We start from the raw sequence: 17,078 nt of genomic DNA on the forward strand, positions 1-17,078 counted from the left end.
CAAAATACAAAGAACATGCTTTAGGGGCAACCTCTTCCCGTTTACTCTTTCAATTCAGCTGTTCTTGAGAGGAATAACGCGAAATGGGCACGGGTCACGTTATCAGCCGGTTTAAAATATTCGGTTGCAACTGTGATCCCGTTGTTTGCCAAAAGATTGATGTCGATATAATAATAGTCCGACTTGTTGACATCTTTAAATGTATATTGTGTTGCTGCAGGCTTGTACAGCTTCACATATGAGCGCGCCAAAATCGCAGCCATTTGCTGTCTTGTCAATTTTTCATGTGGACGGAAAGCTCCGCCTTTTCCCATAATACCATGTGCCTCTGAAATAGCCATTTGCTCGTAAAACTCATCGTTTGGATCTATATCAGAAGATTTTACCTGGTATCCTTCAGGTAAAGTATAGCCGAGTTCATTGGCTAAAAGCTTGGCTGCCTGGCGCCTTGTTAGTTCTTTATTTGGTTTATAAGTCCCATCCGGATAACCGTCCAATACTCCTTTAGATTGAAGATACGCTACAGCTGATGTCGTTTCCTCACCGGCCTTCAAGTCGGAAAAGACTTCGACGGGAGCATGAAGGACATTGGAAGAAGCGATATAGCCTTCCACTCCGTTGCCTTTTACCTTATACATCGAATAATGGCTAAATTGGCCGTTTTGCTCTTTTTCAAAAGGACCTGCTACAATTTGAAGAGGTGTGTAGTGACGCAGCTTGCCGATTTCACCACCATCCACCCCGTTTCGTAAATTGGAAACATTCAATTGACGATTGAATGTATACACCATATCCCCCGCTTTGTACGCTTGAGTTGATGGCGTATTTAATTCAGGCCATTCGTAATGAAGCTTGTCTTGTGGAAACTTCATTAAAGATGGCTTGGCAGGATCCGGATATTCCACTGTAAAAGGGGGGAATGGCTTTAAATCCGCGAAGCTTAAATCTCTAATATATCCAAATACTTTATCCTGGTATGTTTTCTCGCTAAAATGCGGATCATTTCTTTTGGATAAGCCATTATAGGCCATCACCGCAAAATACCAGTTTTCTAGAATCATTGGATTGGCATCATTAATTTTCGGGATACTGTTGTAATTCCACTTTACTTTTAAAATCCGTGCTCCTATATCAATGTTATATGCCGTATCAACCTTGAGACGGTCCATATCAACCGGTTCTTTCAACATGGACGACAATTCTTGTTCTGACGCCGTAATTTGCATCATGCCGATTCCGCCGTCTTCCGTAATCTTCGGCGTTCCATCCGCATTAAATTGGTTCATATCCGTTTCAGCCATGGCAATCCCCTTTAAAATTTCAGGAGGAATACCGTACTTGATTCCTGCTTGAGTGAGAAGCTCCTTTTTCTTGGCATAGGAAAGTTTTTCGTACGTTGACTGCTGAACAGGTACAGTTACATTACTTTGGGCATGGATCATGGATGGAATAACAGCACTGCCCATACAGACGCTAGCAGCTAAAACTGAAATAGCTATTTTTTTCAATGTTGATTTCCCCTTTCTTTCATTTCCTATTCTACCATAAAATACTAGATTGCTAGAAAGGAATCCTCTAGTCCGTCCAATTTAAAAACATGCTGCCTCATTATTTTCGAGACAGCATGTTCGTCAATCTTCCCTTATATTTCACCCTTGTCACTTCTTTTTTTAGAATTTACAATACGTGAAATAAGCAGCTTTACTAGTAACTAAAAAGGAGCTGATTCAAAAGCTCGATTAGGCTTTTGAATCAGCTCCATATATTATGCAGAAACTTTTCCATTCTTGTTTGGCTTTACTACGGGCTGTTTGTTTAATTGATTATAGAATAAAATACCGCTTGCTAATAAAATCATTCCGAAAGTGAAAGTCTTTAAGTCTGCAGTACCCGCTATGATGACCCAAACCGAATAAAGTGTAGAAAGAACGGCGATCACTCCATCCGTTGCTCTGCCTTTGCTGCCGTTATAGGTCTCACCTGTAATGACTAACTTTAACTGAAATAGAGATGAAATGAAGTAAGGGACTAAATATGATAATGTTGCAATGTAAATAACAAAATCAAATGCCGCAGAAATAGAATTTGAGATTGTTGAAAAAATAAATAACTGTCCAAGGCTGTTTGTTACGATTAGCGAAAATTTAGGAATCCCATTTTTATCTTCTTTTAAGAAAGCCGGAATGAACAAACCTTGCTTCGCAGCTTGATATGGAACCTCAGAACTTAACATCACCCAACCGATTGTAGAGCCGAATAAACTCACTAATCCTACCGCTGCCAAAATTTTGCCTCCGATAGGCCCCAGCACGGTTTGGATGGCATCGATTAACGGTTTATCAGAATGAATAAGTGCTTCTTGACTTAACATCCCCATCGTCAGCGTACTGATCCCAACATAAATGGCAATGGCAATAAACAATCCAAGAATCGTTGCACGCTTTACATCTATCTGTTTTTTTGCTCTAGATGCAAAAACAACTGCCGATTCTACACCAATAAATGCCCAAAGCGTTGTGATTGCAGCATTGTTAATCTGACCGAGCAAACCAGCTGTATGGCCTGCATCATCTACTCTAGGTGCGACAAATGGAAGCATGTTTGCTTTTTGGAATGCGAATAAACCTACCAAAATAAATAAAAAGAAACCTAGCACTTTAGCAGCCGTCGCCAGGAAGTTTAATTTCCCTGCATTCTCTAACCCTCTTAATATAATAAAATGTGTTCCCCATAAAAGAATGGTGCAAACGATGAATGTCAAAGCATTTCCCACTTTTAATGTAAAGGAACCAATTGTAAACAGCTCTGCCTGATTTGTAAGTGCCGGAAAAAATGTAGATAAATATCCGGCAAAAGTTGTAATAATGGCAATGTTACCTGCTAAATTTCCAATCCAGTAACCCCATGAAGACATAAAACCGGATAATGTAGATGCTTTTGAACCGGGTTTAAACAATTCTTTCGCATATATTTGGGGTCCACCAGATAACTCTGGTTTTCTTATAGCCAAATTACCAAATACTAACGCAGTCATAAGGACTCCAAATCCGGTTAAAATCCATGCCCCCATCACACCGGCCGGACTTGCAGCTTCAGATAAAGAACGGGGCAGCATAAAAATTCCAGATCCAACCATATTCCCTACTACAAGGGCCGTTAAAATCCATAAGCCCAGTTTATTATTTTTACCCACAACTTGATTCTCCTCTCGCTTTTCCTTCTTGCTCAAAATTACAAACTATCTATATTGCCATCGCATTAATGGTTAAATGAGCATAAAAAAAGCACACCTGCAGACGATGTGAAATCACTAAACCGCATCAGACAAAAAGATAGTACATCATAGCTGAAACTATGACAGTCCTGCACCTGTTCGGATACAGTCCCAGCCGACATAATCAGAGAATTATGACGCTTCGGCGATGGTTCCTTTCATTTGACCTCACGGAGTTCTCTGACTCTCCTTCAAACTACTCTTAAACACCGCGACCTCTACCTCATCTTGAGCTGATGAGGAATTTTTATTGAATCCAATAACTAGAATACGTTCGATAGACCTAAAAGTCAATAGAAATATTTTACTAAGATAAAGTATTAGAGAATCAAAAGTTCCATTATATATATATTCCACTTAATAACTCGACACATCTTCATTCAATCAAGAGGCATCACAATCGGTGATCCAGACAACTTGAATTCGCCCTCAAGGGTTCACCTAAGCGGTTGGCGCCAACCCCGCAAGGGGGGTGCCAGCCGCTTAGGTCTAGAAAATTTGGCATGGCCGTTCTTTGGTCAGGTCGAATTTTCTAAATCGATCTATATAAATCCACATTGAAAATCCGACATGGCAAAAAGCAGCCATGTCAGATTTTCACCTTTTCAGCCTCTTCAAGATGTAAAGACAAAAAAAAAACTGTAAGTAGCTTAAAAAACCAAAGCATAAGTCATTCTGCTTTATCTTATTCAGGGTCCTCCCTTTCTTGCATCTTGAATGAGCTTATAAAGGTTCTCATATAAGCGGTTGACAAGAACCCGAAAGGGAGCTTGGCGGCCGCTTATGCGTAAAGAATTTGACATGGGCGTTTTTTGATTCCAGCTCTTCTTGTTTCGGATTTATTCATCTTCCTCGTCACCGAAGAAATCAAGACCATCAAGGAATCCGCCTTCCTCTTCCCCTTCTGTGCCTCCAAAGGCCTCTTCTGCGCCCTCCACCATTTCATCCATCATCTCAGCAGCCAGCATCCCTCCGAATACACCTGCCGCAAATCCACCAATCGCTCCGCCTAAGCCGCTTTTATGGTGGCCATGATGACCATGTTCAAACTCCATTCGATGTGACTGATACAAATGGGCTTGATGAAGCGTTTCTTCCATAATATGTCTTAATTGCTCAGCAAGCCTGTCAACATCCTCTAATAAAGCATGTGAAAAGAAGATCTCCCTTTTTAATTCTACTTCTCTCCCAAATGAAGGTACGTCCAATTCTAGTAAAATACGAAGCCCGTCTTGCTCAACTGCCGCCTGAAACTCGACTTCCTGCACTTGTCCCGCCAGCAAGCCTGTCGGGAACAGCTCAAATTCTTGTTTAAAGCCATCAAAATGACCAGATCCATGCTTCTCACGGAAGCCGAGACGGGCGAATGCTTCCAATAAAGCATAAAACGGCGCTGGTGCTAAAATGCGAATGGCGTCATGATCATTGCTGTCTACCCCGCCGGCGATATCAAGGTGTGTTCTAAAATGGTAGGATACGTTTCCCGCTGAAATGGGAAGGCCTTCAGGCAGTTTGTATGTAAACGGAAAATCTTTCACTTCATTTGCTTGAATGATAAAAGGTGATACAACCGGGATAGACGTAATTTTATGAGTATAGGTTTGCCCGTTTTTCGAAATCACTTGCAGCCATAATTCTACAGCGATACTGTTCATTTCTTGTTCCACATTGCCGCCCTGAACACGAATCGTACCATGTACAATTTCGTTCATTGCATATTCAGGTTTTGACAACATTAAATCCACTTTTGCAGAGCCGACGCCCATTTTGGCCATAAATTTTTTAAACATACTTATTCCTCCAATATTCGAGCATAATGGTTCCATTCAAGTATACGATACAGATTGCCTTAACGTTTCATCTTTTTTTATATATTTAAAGAAAAAACAAGTAAGGAAAGCACCAGCATTTATGCCAGTGCCTCATGTTCTATAATAAGTTTATTACATATCCTCCAACCGCTGTAGCGATGACCACAATCCACGGAGCGATTTTCCAATACATAAGTAAGGTGAAAGCCAAAAGCGCCAGGGCAAAATCAGCGGGCTCTTTAATGGCACTTGTCCAAACCGGATCATATAAAGCCGCCAATAAAATTCCGACAACCGCTGCATTGACTCCCATTAATGCAGCCTGAAATACCGGTCGGCGACGCAATGCATTCCAAAACGGAAGCGTACCGAGTACAAGTAAAAATGATGGAAAGAACATAGCCACCGTGGCAATAATGGCCCCCCGCCATCCAGATGTGATTGTTCCTAAATAACTGGCAAATGTAAATAGTGGTCCAGGTACGGCCTGGGTTGCACCATATCCCGCAAGAAACGCCTCTTCACTGACCCAGCCCGGCGGAACGACTTCACGTTCCATCATCGGCAGAACAACATGCCCACCACCAAACACGATAGAGCCCACTCGGTAAAACGTATCAATCATTGAAATCCATAAAGATGGCGCTGCCTGCCGTAAGAACGGCAAACCGATCAACAAGCCGAAAAATAAAATCCACGCAGCGATACCTGTCGATTTGCGAATGGAAATTGACATATCTTCCACTTTGTTTAGATCTGCATTGTTGTAGAGTACATAACCAATGCATCCGGCAATGACAATGATCATGATTTGGCCGACGGCACTTGGATAAAATAATGTAATCACTGCGGCGATGACCGCTATCGTAATGCGCGTCCGATCAGGTGTTAAATTTTTCCCCATTCCAAGCAATGCTTGAGCAACAACGGCTACCGCTACAACTTTCAAACCATGAATCCAGCCGGAGTCTGCTGCGTCAAATCCTTGCAGCACATAGGCAAAAATGACAAGTGCGATTACAGACGGCAATGTGAAGCCAGCCCATGATAAAATTCCTCCCACGATGCCCCCGCGCACCATTCCGATGGAGATGCCAACCTGACTGCTCGCCGGTCCGGGAAGGAATTGACAAAGTGCTACTAAATCAGCATAACTCCGTTCATCGAGCCAATTTCTTTTTTTAACGTATTCATCTCGAAAGTAACCCAAGTGGGCGACTGGTCCTCCAAATGATGTTAAGCCAAGTTTCGTTGAGACAAGCAAAATCTCAAGCCATCGTCTCCAAATTGATGATTGGCCATTCATGTCATATCTCCTCTCTTCTTTTTCTATTACTTCTCCTGAGATCCTCTGTATTTATGATTCAACTCCTCTAATCCCCTGATATTGCTACCATAACAGAAGTTTTATCCTTACTCTTTTAAGTTTTTGTAAAGTTTTGCCCCTTACTCTGCTTAATGGGAGTATAATGAAAATGGCGGGAAGTATAGGATATCTATTAGGAGATGGTTCTTTCATGCAGCAACTATTATTTAAAGCTCTCATTCTTGCGTTGGCCTCTGCCATTCAGGGAACAGCCATGGCTCTTTTTTTGTTTCCCCACTATATTCCGTCGGGCGGTGCAGCCGGTATCGGAATCTTGCTTAACTACATATGGGATGTACCGTACGCAACGAGCATCTGGCTCTTAAATGCGGGAATGATTGCCGCCGCTGTCAAATGGCTCGGAAAAAGCAATGCGTTATGGACGATGTATTGCGTCGGGGCTGCTGCGTTAACAATCAATGCGCTTTCCCCCCATATTCATCATCCGATTGGAAATGTATGGATGGACTTAGTAATTGGCGGCCTTTTATTCGGTTTTGGTGTCGGTATTTTATTTAAAATGGGCGCTTCTTCTGGAGGGATGGATATTTTGGCCCTCATTATCTCATCACTGGCAAAATGGCCGCCTGGAAACGTGTTGTTTTGGGTAAACAGCTCGATTCTGCTTGCTGCCGGTATCGTTGTAGATTGGAAAGTTGTCGTGTATGCCCTTATTTGTCAATGGCTTGGAACAAGAATAATCGACATTATCGGAAAAGGCGTCATGCCTATTCCTTTATTAAAAAAATAAGGCATTGCTGTTTAAGCAAATGCCTTATTTTTTTGCTTCGTTTTCTTTCACAATCATTTTAAAACTTGACTACATAACAAACAGCCAGCTGTTCAGCTGGCTGTTTCATAAAACCATGATGCCAATGCCTGTCACGACTAACCCTAGTAATACCCAAAAAGTTTTTCTAACATACCATGGCAGCAAATCAAGCAAAAAGCTAAATAAAAAGGTCCACCATTCGCCTGAAGATGAAGCAAAGCCGCCCATATCTTGTTCCTGATGAATTTTCGGAGAATACAAAATCCCCACCATCAAAAAGGTCAAACCAAGCGTTGTCACCCAAACTTTCATAAATAATGTGTTTTCTCCACTTGTTCCAAACACAAGAACCAAAAACACAAACATGACGATTAAAACGGTATAAAAAATTCCCTTGAGCACTTTTCTCATTTATGTATAAATTCCTCACTTATCAAACTTTCCTACCCTTATTGTAGATTCTTTGTAAATGTCTGAATAGAGGAAAATAAAGGCTTTATTATACTCAAAATATAAAAACGGCCCGCCTGAACGGCGAGCCGCGGTTGAAGATAATGCCCGGAAAAACATTATCTCAATGAATGAGCAGGGCTTCCTTTTAACGCACTCATGAACTCGTGGAATTGAGGGATGTTCATTTGCTGCGCGGAATCGGACAATGCCACCGCCGGATCAGGATGCACCTCTGCCATTACTCCGTCTGCACCGATTGCAATGGCCGCTTTTGCACATGGCAGCAATAAATCTTTTCGACCTGTGGAGTGTGTTACGTCTACCATAACAGGCAAGTGAGTTTCTTTCTTTAAAATCGGCACAGCAGAGATATCTAATGTATTGCGTGTTGCACGTTCATATGTGCGGATACCGCGCTCACAAAGAATGATGTTGCTGTTTCCGCGTGACATAATGTATTCTGCGGCATTGATGAATTCTTCAATTGTGGCAGCCAAACCGCGTTTTAATAAAATTGGTCGATTTACAGAACCTGCCGCTTTCAATAATTCGAAGTTTTGCATGTTACGTGCACCGATTTGGATTACATCAACGTAATCAAGTGCTGTTTCGATATCTTGCGGTGTCACGATTTCACTAATGATCGCTAAATCTAATTCATCCGCTACTTGACGCAAAATTTGTAAACCTTCCACACCAAGTCCTTGGAAATCATATGGAGATGTACGAGGTTTGAACGCCCCGCCGCGCATTAATTTAATGCCTTGTTCTTTTAATGCCAGACCGACTTGTTTCACCTGCTCGTAACTCTCGACCGCACATGGTCCCATTACATAATGAACATTGCCGTCACCGACTTTTTCACCTTTAATGTCAACAATCGTATCTTCCGGCTTTTTCTTGCGGGAAACAAGCAATGCTTTACGGTGATCATCTTCTTGCAACTCTAAGCTTGCTTTGAAAATTTCTTTGAAAATGTGTTGGATTGTAGAGGTTTCAAATGGTCCCTCATGATGCTCCGCGATTAAGTCTAACGATTCGCGCTCACGTACTGGGTCAAAACGCTTAACACCCTGCATTTCTTTTAATTGACCAATTTGCTGCGCAATCTTTCCGCGCTCATTTAATAAAGCTAAAATTTGCAAGTTTACCTCGTCGATTTGTTTGCGTAAAGTTTCTAATGTTTTATTTTCCATTCCAATCAATCCTCCCGGTTTTTAACTATAATAAAAAAGCCCCACTGGTTGTGCCAGTAGGGACGAATTGCTTCGCGGTACCACCCTAATTATGAACGATCGTTCATCTCTTCATTAAGATAACGGCTCCTCACCGTCTTTTCTCACATGAAAGAAAAGAAAGCTCCAAGAATGAATTTCACCATCTTCTATGTTCTGACTTGCACCAGCCGTCAGCTCTCTGAAACAGGGAGAAAAATGGCTACTTTGTTCTTATCATCACTTGTTTTGGACAGCCCCCTAAAAACAAAACGTCCCTACTGTGAACCAGTAGGGACGAGCTTTCTCGCGGTACCACCCTATTTATGAACATATGTTCATCGCTTGTTGTCATAACGGTTATTCACCGTCTTTTTCCTCACGTTATGTAAACGATCCGAAAAAGATGCTCAAGGATTGTAACTTCACGTTCCTTTTTGTACTGATTCGCACCAACCATCAGCTCTCTGAATACAGGGAAAGAAAACATTACTAGTGTCCTGTCATTGCTCAATTATTTAAATTTTCATTTTTTTCAAACTTTGTTGTCTTCTTGTTTTGTATTATAGGGCGGAAACAAATTCCGCGTCAATAGGTTTTTAGTAAAAAATATTATGAAAGCGCTTTTATTTTTTAGGCATGTTCTGTTACGGTTCAATAAAGAGGCTTAAGCCAATAATAAATCCTTTCAAAAATTGTGCACAATTTATTCATCTCCGTTACAAATGCGTGATTCATTTTTGTCCCTTAGTATAGTGAAAAAATAAAAGGGAGTGACTCAAAAGGATAAAATCTCCCCTTTTGAGTCACCCCACGCAAAATGGACCGTTATATAAACCCAGTAATGCCAGGAGTTTTGATTGACGGTCCATTTTGCATAAAACATAAAACCCATCATTTTTTTGAACTTATGGGTCAGCCTCTTAACAGTATTCATGATGACCTAAACCAAGCAGCACAAACCCGTCTTTCTGTTTGTCCAGTGTTATCCTCTCGGCTGTGGAAATGATTCGCGGATCGATTGCAACTTGAATGCCGTTTACCGTTTTCACAATATCATTTGCCTTCGGTGCACCCAGGGTTATTTCGATTTGCGGGGTGCAGCATCCTGAGTCAGCTGCATGAATGCGTATGCCCTGTCCTGCATATTCTTGCAGCATATCGTTAAGGGCCGCTTTTGCCAAATCAGTAATTTTCATTGTCTTCACTCCCATGCTTGTTTAATATAGCAAGCTCAGCCTATATAGTTAGCCGCTTTGTCATATGTAAGATAAATTTGTGTCCAAAACGTTGCCAGCCCCTAAAAAAGGTTGATAGCTGCTTTTTGCTTACGTGTTTTTAGTAAAAAGTTGGATATACACACCCGCCCCATGACAAAGGTGTTAAAAGAATGAACATTTTGATAGTATTAAAAATAACCATTACTTATACTGAATACGAAACCTAACGCCATCTGATGTATATTTAAAGACGATACGGTCGATTAACTTTTTTAATACACGGTTACAACCTATCGGGTCGACTTCCGCAAGTTCGGTCATCAAATCCAAATCGAGATCCCGCCACGTTTCCGTTTTCACTTGCTGCACTTGTTCTTCGAGAATATTGCCTGATTCCTTTAAACGCTGAATCTCCCCTTCCTGCTGATGAATTTTCATTTCAATATCATTCATCCTCCTGGATAGTTCCTCTTTAGAAATGAATCCATCATAATATGTTTCAAGAATACGTTCTTTTGCAAGAATGGTGCGCTGCAAGGATTCGTTTAAATCGGATAATTGACGATGAATCTGTTCCTGCTTTTCCGTATCGGTCATACCATCTTTTGATAAAATTCGTTCCCTATGTTTTTTTAAACGCTCAACAAGAAGCGGCATAAACTTTTGTTGTTGAATTCCCCGATTTTCGGTACAACGCGAAATCCCGTCTTCGAGGATATGTTTGCACTTCTTAACAACAGGTCGGCCATGATTCATCTCCATTGATAACGTGTTTCCGCAAAACGAGCAGACCATTAATGAAGATAAAGCGTACTTCCCCTTATTTCGCTGCTTCGGTAAGGAACGTCTTTCATTCAATATATCCTGTACTCTTTCAAACTCGTCGGATCGGATAATCGGGTCATGTGTACCTTGTGCAACAATCACCTTGTCCCGATCATTCGACCTATTTTTTCTACCTTTCGAAGGTAATTTGATTTCACGATTTTTACCATAAATAATTTTTCCCGCATATACAGGGTTTTGTAACATGCGCGCAATGGAAGAGCCATTCCATTTATGGCCTTTAGCCGTTCGTTCGCCTCTTTCGTTTAATGTTCGTACGATTTCAGCGATCGATTTATCTTCGTAAAGATACATGTCAAATATCGTGCGAACAATAGCCGCTTCTTGCAGCATCAATACCAATTTGCGAGTATTCTTGTCATACATATATCCATAGGGAGGCGAACCATTTACCCACATACCATTTCTTGCATTGTTACGCTTCCCTTCTACTAGTCTTCCGGAAATCGAACGCCCTTCCATATGTCCAACAAATGATTCCATTATAACCTTCCCTTTCATCCGAGGGTTTATAAAACACTTTACGTTTGTATTATACACCCTTGTCCATGAAGATTCATATTGACATTCATCAATCATCGTCTCATTTTTTAATTTGCAACAGATTTTCCCATCTCCATGCTGCCTCTTTTGCGTAGGATAGCTCCCAGAATATCAACTCGCCTTGTATACCGATCCGTGTCATTCCCAATTTTTGAAGCACCTTTATAGAAGGGCCATTATCATGCAAGCAATGGGCCTTGATTTTTTTCACCTTGTTGGTCGCAAACGCCCAATTGATCAGGGCTTTTGCCCCTTCAGTCGCGTAACCTTTATTTTGATGGGCAGGTAAAATGCCATACCCAATATCGACCGCTTGTTCATGGTCGGGTTTACCTTTATACCCCATATCCCCTACAAGCATATTACTTTGTTTTTCAATCACAAACCATACTCCCCAGCCATATTGGGAATAGTCGCTGTTCAGATGCTGAACCGATTCCAGAACATGATTCCCGAATGAATAGCCCTGCTCTCCATAATCGTTCACAAGCTTCAACGTACACGGAATTAGCTTTAATTGGTCTGTTATAATTTCCATTCCGCTCCCCCTTTTTTAAAATGGTCTCTCTTAACCATACCATTTTTTCTCATTTTTCGGCAGGCTCATTTACGGATGTTGTAATGGGGTTAAATCGGCCTTTTCTAATAATGGCTCCAGCATGAAAAGACGGCCAAGGTGAAATCCGCTTTCAACTTTTGTAAAGCAGTACCGGCTTCTTTATATGCAAAAAAGAACTGCCCGTTTGCAGTCCTTTTCTTCATCCATGCATATTATGACAACTTCGATTTCACCGCATTCAATTTACGCTCCATCGAATGGCTCTTGTCACGGCGATCATCAATGCGAATATTTGTGCAAACACGCTGCAATCCATGTTGGAACGGCACCTCATGAATTTCCTGCACGATTTCCAATAAGTCTTTTAGCTCTCCCTCGATTAACGTGCTCATCGGGGTGAGTTCATATTTGATACGGTCTTCATGTTTTTTTAACACTTTATGTATTTCCGCCACGTATTGGCTCACACTTGGGGTCGAGGTTCCGACTGGAATCACGGTTACATCCATAATGGCCATATGTGTATCCCTCCAATGTTGTTTTCGAGATTTATCATATCATATAAAAAAGGCAGCTGCGAATGTAATGCAGCTGCCTTTAAATATTTTATAAAAACAGGTTTAAATGTTTTAAGAAAGGGAATAGTTTAGTACTCTCCCCTTTAGATAGATTTGTTGCCTCAAAAGTAACGTCTTGATGGACACGAAACATTTTAACTATTGGCGATACAATAATAAACGGTGGATCAAAATGAATGCGTTACTTGTGAAACAGCAAAATTCCCGCTATTATACGTAGCTCTTGCTTCCTAAATAACGCTTAGACCAATAGGAATTGCTCATTGAGGCAACACTTACCCCTTTTGAAGAAGAACTATGGATAAATTTCCCGTTCCCAATGTAAATGCCTGCATGGGAAGCACCTTTTTTGTATGTTTGGAAAAACACAACATCCCCCACTTGAGGCTTGCTTACTTTTGTTCCTTTTTTGTATATTTCCGCAACCGTACGCGGCAATTTCATTCCTGCTGCGTTTTTGTACACATAGTTCAAATAGCCGCTGCAATCGAATCCTTTAGGCGTTGTGCCGCCCCACTTATATGGCGTTCCAGTATATTTTTTCGCTTCCCTTACAACTTGTGCGCTTTTATTGACGCTTACCCCGGCAACTTTTGTAGCAGGTTTACCTAATAAACGGAAAACCGATCTACCCGCAATTCCATCTGCAGGCAATTTGTTGGCCTTTTCAAAACGATATACCGCATTCTTTGTAACCGTTCCGTAGTATGTAGTCGTATTTCCTTTAAAATAACCTTTTTTCTTTAGTCCTTCTTGTAATTGTTTAACATCTTGGCTTTTCATGCCCGGCTTTAACGTCACATCACCCATTTGAGCGTGACCGATGGCTGGCAAGAAAGTTAAAGACGAACATAATGCGATAGAATATATTAACTTTTTCATTAAAAGATATCCTCCAAAGTAAAAATCTACTAAACTTGAACGCTTACATTGTAGCAATCTATTGTTACAATAAAAGCGCATTTATATTACAAAAATATTACAAAAATATTACAAAAATCGACACCAATCTATATGCATATATTTAAGTGTTAAAACCATTTATTGAACAGATGAGGTGATTTCTTCCATGGCGGCCAGCTGCTCTTGGCTGGCAGATGAACTTTCATGCATGGATTTTGTATTGTCCGTCGCCTCTTGTTCGATATGCTGAATTCCCGAAGCAACCGTTTCATTTGCTTCTTTATAAGATATTGTGCCATCCTATAACAGATTGTTCTGTTAGCAATGGGGAAAAGGCGAATTTTTCAAAAAAAGTTTAGTTTACATAATATTATTATTGTAATGAAAATAATGCGATTTCGGTATAAAAAACAAAAAGCCAACTACAAGCTGGCTTTCCTCACTTTGCATTCCTTGTATAATCCGTTGCCTGCGCAAATTCTTCCTCTGTCCCAATAAAGAAATTTTCTTCACCGGCATTTTTTATTCTCTCACGCCCTTCTGTAGCCCCATGAACCATTTCACCAGGCTTTAATTCTTTGCGCTCACCATTTTTTGTCACGTAATAATATTTATTCGTCGCCCATCCTTCATGAGCAAAGGTTGTTTTTACCTTACTTTTTCCGTCCTTATTGACTTTAATCACGGTATACTCTCCCTCAGTTCCGGTCGGCTGTCCTTCGTCCTTATCATAAACAACGTGTACCCAGCCACTGTAACCTTCTGGAATCAAGTAAAGATTTGGTGAAACCGCGTCATCTTCTCCGCATGCCGCCAAAAGGCCCAGCACGCATGCTATTAGAATAAATCCCAACTTTCTCACGATGCTGTCTCCCTCTCTAAAAATTTACATTCTTATTGTTGGGTCTTATCCTATAATCTATACACGGCTCAAAAAACACGATCTTTCTTTAATAGGTTAAACTTCCTGCTACCACCAACCCGACAACAATGCCGGCCGCAAACAAACTAAAGCCAATCGCGATATTTCCTTCCTCCACTTTTTTCGCCAAATTGGTTTTCGGTGTTAAAATGTATTCGATAATCCAATAAGCAACGACTTGTGTCACAATTCCGATGAGTCCCCAAATAAACGCATCAAGCAAGTTGACACTGCTGCCCCATACTGTGTAAATGACGATTCCCAATCCAATTGCTTTCCCCCAAAGTTTTAAGGCAACAGCTATGTTTCCTTCTTTAATCAACTGTCGTTCCGAAAATTTCGTTGTAAAGGCAAATGCCGCCAAACCGAGTAATATGAGGACAAACCCTGTTCCCACATGGGCTAAAAAACTAAAAAAACTATCTAACGAGATAAAATCCACCATCGTTTCTCCTGGTTAATTTAAATCGTATAAACATGTAACAAGTCGTTCTAAACTAACCAGTTCCTCCCTTCTTTTATTTTAAAACCAATAGATTTTTTGAGACCTTCAAAGCTCCTCTTTTTGGATCCCTATGGGCAGGAAATACGATTCGTTGTCCGTAATTTGCCGTCCCGCACGAATGCCCATTGCGCTTGCCTGACCATTGACAAGGAAACATCCATACATATACTTCACTGTTTTTTCACCATTCTCTGTTTGAATCGTTATTGTTGGGAGCTCGATAAATTTCTGATAGACAGGGAGCGAGTCATGATACGTTTTATGAGGATCTTCATCTACCTTCTCCCCCGTTCCCTCATAAATTTCCACCGTATCTCCTTCACGGCCGAATGATGGTTTCTTCACATATGGAACACCCTGTTGGTTAAAGGTCTCGTCATCTAAATATGTGGGTAAAAAATAGGTATGAATCCACGAGTGCTCTTCTTCTGTGTAAAAAGGATGCTGCTCTTCATGAAGTCCCCAAATGAGGGCCATGACCGCTTTTGATTGCAATAAAAAAGCAGATGGCGGATTTAAAACGGCCAATTCGTTTTCTTCCACCAGCTTCATGAGCATCTGACCGACTTTTTCGTTTGTGACTGGATCCTCATCGTTTACTAAATGTTCAATCGGGTATGTTTGGCGGTATAAAACATCGATTTTTTTTCCATGTAAATCATATAATCCCGGCTCCAGCACCACTTCTCCATTTTCGATAACAGGGTCTGACACAATACGCAGTTGATCTAAACTCATATATTGGCTTGGCCAGCCATATAACTCCTGCAAATACATGGTTGTCAGCCGATCCTCGTCATGATCCCCATGCGAAGCAAATACAATATGGGGCTGTTTCTTTTTTTGGAGCGAGAAAAAAGCATACTTGATAGCTTCCCGAATGGCGGCTCGAAGGGTTGTCTCACAGCCTTCGTTTGGATTTTTCATATCAAACGCTTTACACACTTTTCCATTTACGAAAAACGTCTCTTTAATGAAAGTGGGAGTATCCGCGTTCAGTTCAAGCAACTTCACCCCATCCTCAATGACAACCAAATCAAGCCTGGCAATCACACTTTCATTCACGGGTGTCTGAAAACGGACATAAGTGAGCGATTCGACCGGAAAACCTAGTTGGAGTAATGTCTCATCATCTAATTGACGCAAAAGGGGAGCAGTTTTATAAAAAAGATGACCGATTCTTTGTACTGCACGGCGTATACGCTGAATATGTTCGGCTGTTTCTTCTTTTACATCAAATAAAGCGTATTCCATTCCATACAAGTCATGCCAAAAATTAGGTATATGGTGATAGAAATGCTGTCTTTTTTGCTGATATGTCTTCATCTTATCCCCCAAAACCGCCTTTTGTACCGCTTCCGATTCCAGCTTTATATTGACTATAATAAGACTTGTAACCCGAACTGCTTTTCAGTTTGTTTTTGCTGGAATAAAAAGTGCCGCCGTGATAATAGCTGCGGTAATAAGAAGAGCTGTCATCATCACAGTAATACGTCCTGGTTTCTTTATCCCAGTCCCAATCGTCACAATCATACCCTGTCGGTTTTGGTGGACGATCTTGCCCGCACGCCGTCATGGATGTTGCAAGCGCAGCGGCTAACACACCAGTCATCATTTTTTTAGTTTTGTCCAACGTAGATCTCCTCTCCTTATATTGAAATCTTATAACCGGTTGGTGTTACGTACAATACATAGACTTTGCGATCTTCGTCAATTTCAGCAGAGTCCCGCTCCCACTCCTGCCCGTGATAATATGTATACGCACTCCCGATTATGCTTAACACATCCATGTGGTGGGTTACGTATTCGGTCGCAATGAGGGGGTGATTTTTTGCAGCGTTCAGTTCACGAACTTCAAGACTTATATCTTGTATGGATGATTTTTCTTTCTCCGGTAAACCATCTTCATATAAGTCTACGTAAATAACAAACAACTCATCTTCAATGGCTGAAGAAAGCTGTCTAAATGTCACACCATCTTTTACAAAAAACTCGCATTCTCTCCGTGCCAAAACTTGTTCGAGTTCGATGTCGGGATAGTGATAAATCGGAACAAACTGATTGTTGCCTTTCTGTAATCGATATTCCAATATAGCAGATCGAAATTTCATA

At 41.0% G+C, this 17,078-nt stretch carries 17 protein-coding genes, 1 riboswitch and 2 other annotated features; of the genes, 1 reads left to right on the plus strand and 16 read right to left on the minus strand.

The features are described 5' to 3' along the window. Positions 1 to 41: 41 nt before the first annotated feature. From ACFOU2_RS22715 to ACFOU2_RS22730, 4 genes are all read right to left on the minus strand, one after another. Positions 42 to 1,508: an S-layer homology domain-containing protein gene (locus ACFOU2_RS22715; RefSeq protein WP_377918555.1), complete on the minus strand. Its 1,467-nt coding sequence runs from the start codon at positions 1,506 to 1,508 to the stop codon at positions 42 to 44. Between the two features lie 257 nt (positions 1,509 to 1,765). Continuing rightward, positions 1,766 to 3,193 carry an amino acid permease gene (locus tag ACFOU2_RS22720; protein WP_377918557.1) on the minus strand — a complete coding sequence of 476 codons (1,428 nt, stop codon included), beginning with the start codon at positions 3,191 to 3,193 and terminating at the stop codon, positions 1,766 to 1,768. 132 nt (positions 3,194 to 3,325) lie between these two features. Next, positions 3,326 to 3,503: riboswitch (Lysine riboswitch) on the minus strand. A 610-nt stretch (positions 3,504 to 4,113) separates the two neighbouring features. Beyond that, entirely contained in the window at positions 4,114 to 5,064 is a 951-nt protein-coding gene (locus ACFOU2_RS22725; protein WP_377918558.1) for a sporulation protein, read from the minus strand. Between the two features lie 139 nt (positions 5,065 to 5,203). After that, positions 5,204 to 6,391, minus strand: coding sequence for a chromate transporter (locus ACFOU2_RS22730; RefSeq protein WP_377918559.1), 1,188 nt, complete (start codon positions 6,389 to 6,391; stop codon positions 5,204 to 5,206). A gap of 169 nt (positions 6,392 to 6,560) precedes the next feature. On the opposite strand from ACFOU2_RS22730, the gene ACFOU2_RS22735 reads away from it, so the two are divergent. Continuing rightward, complete coding sequence (locus ACFOU2_RS22735; RefSeq protein WP_377918560.1) at positions 6,561 to 7,202, plus strand: YitT family protein; 642 nt, start codon at positions 6,561 to 6,563, stop codon at positions 7,200 to 7,202. A gap of 105 nt (positions 7,203 to 7,307) precedes the next feature. On the opposite strand, the gene ACFOU2_RS22740 is transcribed toward ACFOU2_RS22735, so the two are convergent. The 12 genes from ACFOU2_RS22740 to ACFOU2_RS22795 all read right to left on the minus strand — a co-directional run bounded on the left by ACFOU2_RS22740 (position 7,308) and on the right by ACFOU2_RS22795 (position 17,077). Beyond that, positions 7,308 to 7,634, minus strand: a complete 327-nt coding sequence (locus tag ACFOU2_RS22740) for a hypothetical protein (protein WP_377918561.1) — start codon at positions 7,632 to 7,634, stop codon at positions 7,308 to 7,310. 158 nt (positions 7,635 to 7,792) lie between these two features. Then, positions 7,793 to 8,872 carry a bifunctional 3-deoxy-7-phosphoheptulonate synthase/chorismate mutase gene (locus ACFOU2_RS22745; protein WP_377918562.1) on the minus strand — a complete coding sequence of 360 codons (1,080 nt, stop codon included), beginning with the start codon at positions 8,870 to 8,872 and terminating at the stop codon, positions 7,793 to 7,795. A 55-nt stretch (positions 8,873 to 8,927) separates the two neighbouring features. Further along, positions 8,928 to 9,140: a binding site (T-box leader), on the minus strand. Between the two features lie 40 nt (positions 9,141 to 9,180). After that, positions 9,181 to 9,406 (minus strand) — a binding site (T-box leader). A 407-nt stretch (positions 9,407 to 9,813) separates the two neighbouring features. Beyond that, on the minus strand, positions 9,814 to 10,089 hold the full coding sequence (locus ACFOU2_RS22750; protein ID WP_377918563.1) for an adhesin: 276 nt from the start codon (positions 10,087 to 10,089) through the stop codon (positions 9,814 to 9,816). Positions 10,090 to 10,311: 222 nt separating this feature from the next. After that, positions 10,312 to 11,439, minus strand: coding sequence for a recombinase family protein (locus tag ACFOU2_RS22755; protein ID WP_377918564.1), 1,128 nt, complete (start codon positions 11,437 to 11,439; stop codon positions 10,312 to 10,314). Positions 11,440 to 11,539: 100 nt separating this feature from the next. Further along, on the minus strand, positions 11,540 to 12,037 hold the full coding sequence (locus tag ACFOU2_RS22760; protein ID WP_377918565.1) for a GNAT family N-acetyltransferase: 498 nt from the start codon (positions 12,035 to 12,037) through the stop codon (positions 11,540 to 11,542). A 233-nt stretch (positions 12,038 to 12,270) separates the two neighbouring features. Continuing rightward, positions 12,271 to 12,576: an MTH1187 family thiamine-binding protein gene (locus ACFOU2_RS22765; protein ID WP_377918566.1), complete on the minus strand. Its 306-nt coding sequence runs from the start codon at positions 12,574 to 12,576 to the stop codon at positions 12,271 to 12,273. A 270-nt stretch (positions 12,577 to 12,846) separates the two neighbouring features. Continuing rightward, on the minus strand, positions 12,847 to 13,518 hold the full coding sequence (locus ACFOU2_RS22770; RefSeq protein ID WP_377918567.1) for a C40 family peptidase: 672 nt from the start codon (positions 13,516 to 13,518) through the stop codon (positions 12,847 to 12,849). A gap of 460 nt (positions 13,519 to 13,978) precedes the next feature. After that, positions 13,979 to 14,401: a DUF6843 domain-containing protein gene (locus tag ACFOU2_RS22775; RefSeq protein WP_377918568.1), complete on the minus strand. Its 423-nt coding sequence runs from the start codon at positions 14,399 to 14,401 to the stop codon at positions 13,979 to 13,981. 88 nt (positions 14,402 to 14,489) lie between these two features. Then, entirely contained in the window at positions 14,490 to 14,906 is a 417-nt protein-coding gene (locus ACFOU2_RS22780) for a DUF350 domain-containing protein (protein WP_377918569.1), read from the minus strand. A 105-nt stretch (positions 14,907 to 15,011) separates the two neighbouring features. Further along, on the minus strand, positions 15,012 to 16,292 hold the full coding sequence (locus ACFOU2_RS22785; protein ID WP_377918570.1) for a glutathionylspermidine synthase family protein: 1,281 nt from the start codon (positions 16,290 to 16,292) through the stop codon (positions 15,012 to 15,014). A 1-nt stretch (position 16,293) separates the two neighbouring features. Then, on the minus strand, positions 16,294 to 16,599 hold the full coding sequence (locus ACFOU2_RS22790; RefSeq protein ID WP_377918571.1) for a hypothetical protein: 306 nt from the start codon (positions 16,597 to 16,599) through the stop codon (positions 16,294 to 16,296). 16 nt (positions 16,600 to 16,615) lie between these two features. Continuing rightward, on the minus strand, positions 16,616 to 17,077 hold the full coding sequence (locus ACFOU2_RS22795; RefSeq protein ID WP_377918572.1) for a hypothetical protein: 462 nt from the start codon (positions 17,075 to 17,077) through the stop codon (positions 16,616 to 16,618). Between the last annotated feature and the right edge of the window lies 1 nt (position 17,078).

It is taken from the genome of Bacillus songklensis (assembly GCF_042649685.1).
GTDB lineage: Bacteria > Bacillota > Bacilli > Bacillales > Bacillaceae_H > Bacillus_BA > Bacillus_BA songklensis.

What these genes read in the sequence shown, in the direction of transcription:
- ACFOU2_RS22745 (WP_377918562.1), bottom strand. Translation starts at nt 8,872, where the DNA reads ATGGAAAATAAAACATTAGAAACTTTACGCAAACAAATCGACGAGGTA.
- ACFOU2_RS22735 (WP_377918560.1), top strand. Translation starts at nt 6,561, where the DNA reads ATGGCGGGAAGTATAGGATATCTATTAGGAGATGGTTCTTTCATGCAG.
- ACFOU2_RS22755 (WP_377918564.1), bottom strand. Translation starts at nt 11,439, where the DNA reads ATGGAATCATTTGTTGGACATATGGAAGGGCGTTCGATTTCCGGAAGA.
- ACFOU2_RS22725 (WP_377918558.1), bottom strand. Translation starts at nt 5,064, where the DNA reads ATGTTTAAAAAATTTATGGCCAAAATGGGCGTCGGCTCTGCAAAAGTG.
- ACFOU2_RS22780 (WP_377918569.1), bottom strand. Translation starts at nt 14,906, where the DNA reads ATGGTGGATTTTATCTCGTTAGATAGTTTTTTTAGTTTTTTAGCCCAT.
- ACFOU2_RS22765 (WP_377918566.1), bottom strand. Translation starts at nt 12,576, where the DNA reads ATGGCCATTATGGATGTAACCGTGATTCCAGTCGGAACCTCGACCCCA.
- ACFOU2_RS22740 (WP_377918561.1), bottom strand. Translation starts at nt 7,634, where the DNA reads ATGAGAAAAGTGCTCAAGGGAATTTTTTATACCGTTTTAATCGTCATG.
- ACFOU2_RS22750 (WP_377918563.1), bottom strand. Translation starts at nt 10,089, where the DNA reads ATGAAAATTACTGATTTGGCAAAAGCGGCCCTTAACGATATGCTGCAA.
- ACFOU2_RS22760 (WP_377918565.1), bottom strand. Translation starts at nt 12,037, where the DNA reads ATGGAAATTATAACAGACCAATTAAAGCTAATTCCGTGTACGTTGAAG.
- ACFOU2_RS22770 (WP_377918567.1), bottom strand. Translation starts at nt 13,518, where the DNA reads ATGAAAAAGTTAATATATTCTATCGCATTATGTTCGTCTTTAACTTTC.
- ACFOU2_RS22730 (WP_377918559.1), bottom strand. Translation starts at nt 6,391, where the DNA reads ATGAATGGCCAATCATCAATTTGGAGACGATGGCTTGAGATTTTGCTT.
- ACFOU2_RS22795 (WP_377918572.1), bottom strand. Translation starts at nt 17,077, where the DNA reads ATGAAATTTCGATCTGCTATATTGGAATATCGATTACAGAAAGGCAAC.
- ACFOU2_RS22785 (WP_377918570.1), bottom strand. Translation starts at nt 16,292, where the DNA reads ATGAAGACATATCAGCAAAAAAGACAGCATTTCTATCACCATATACCT.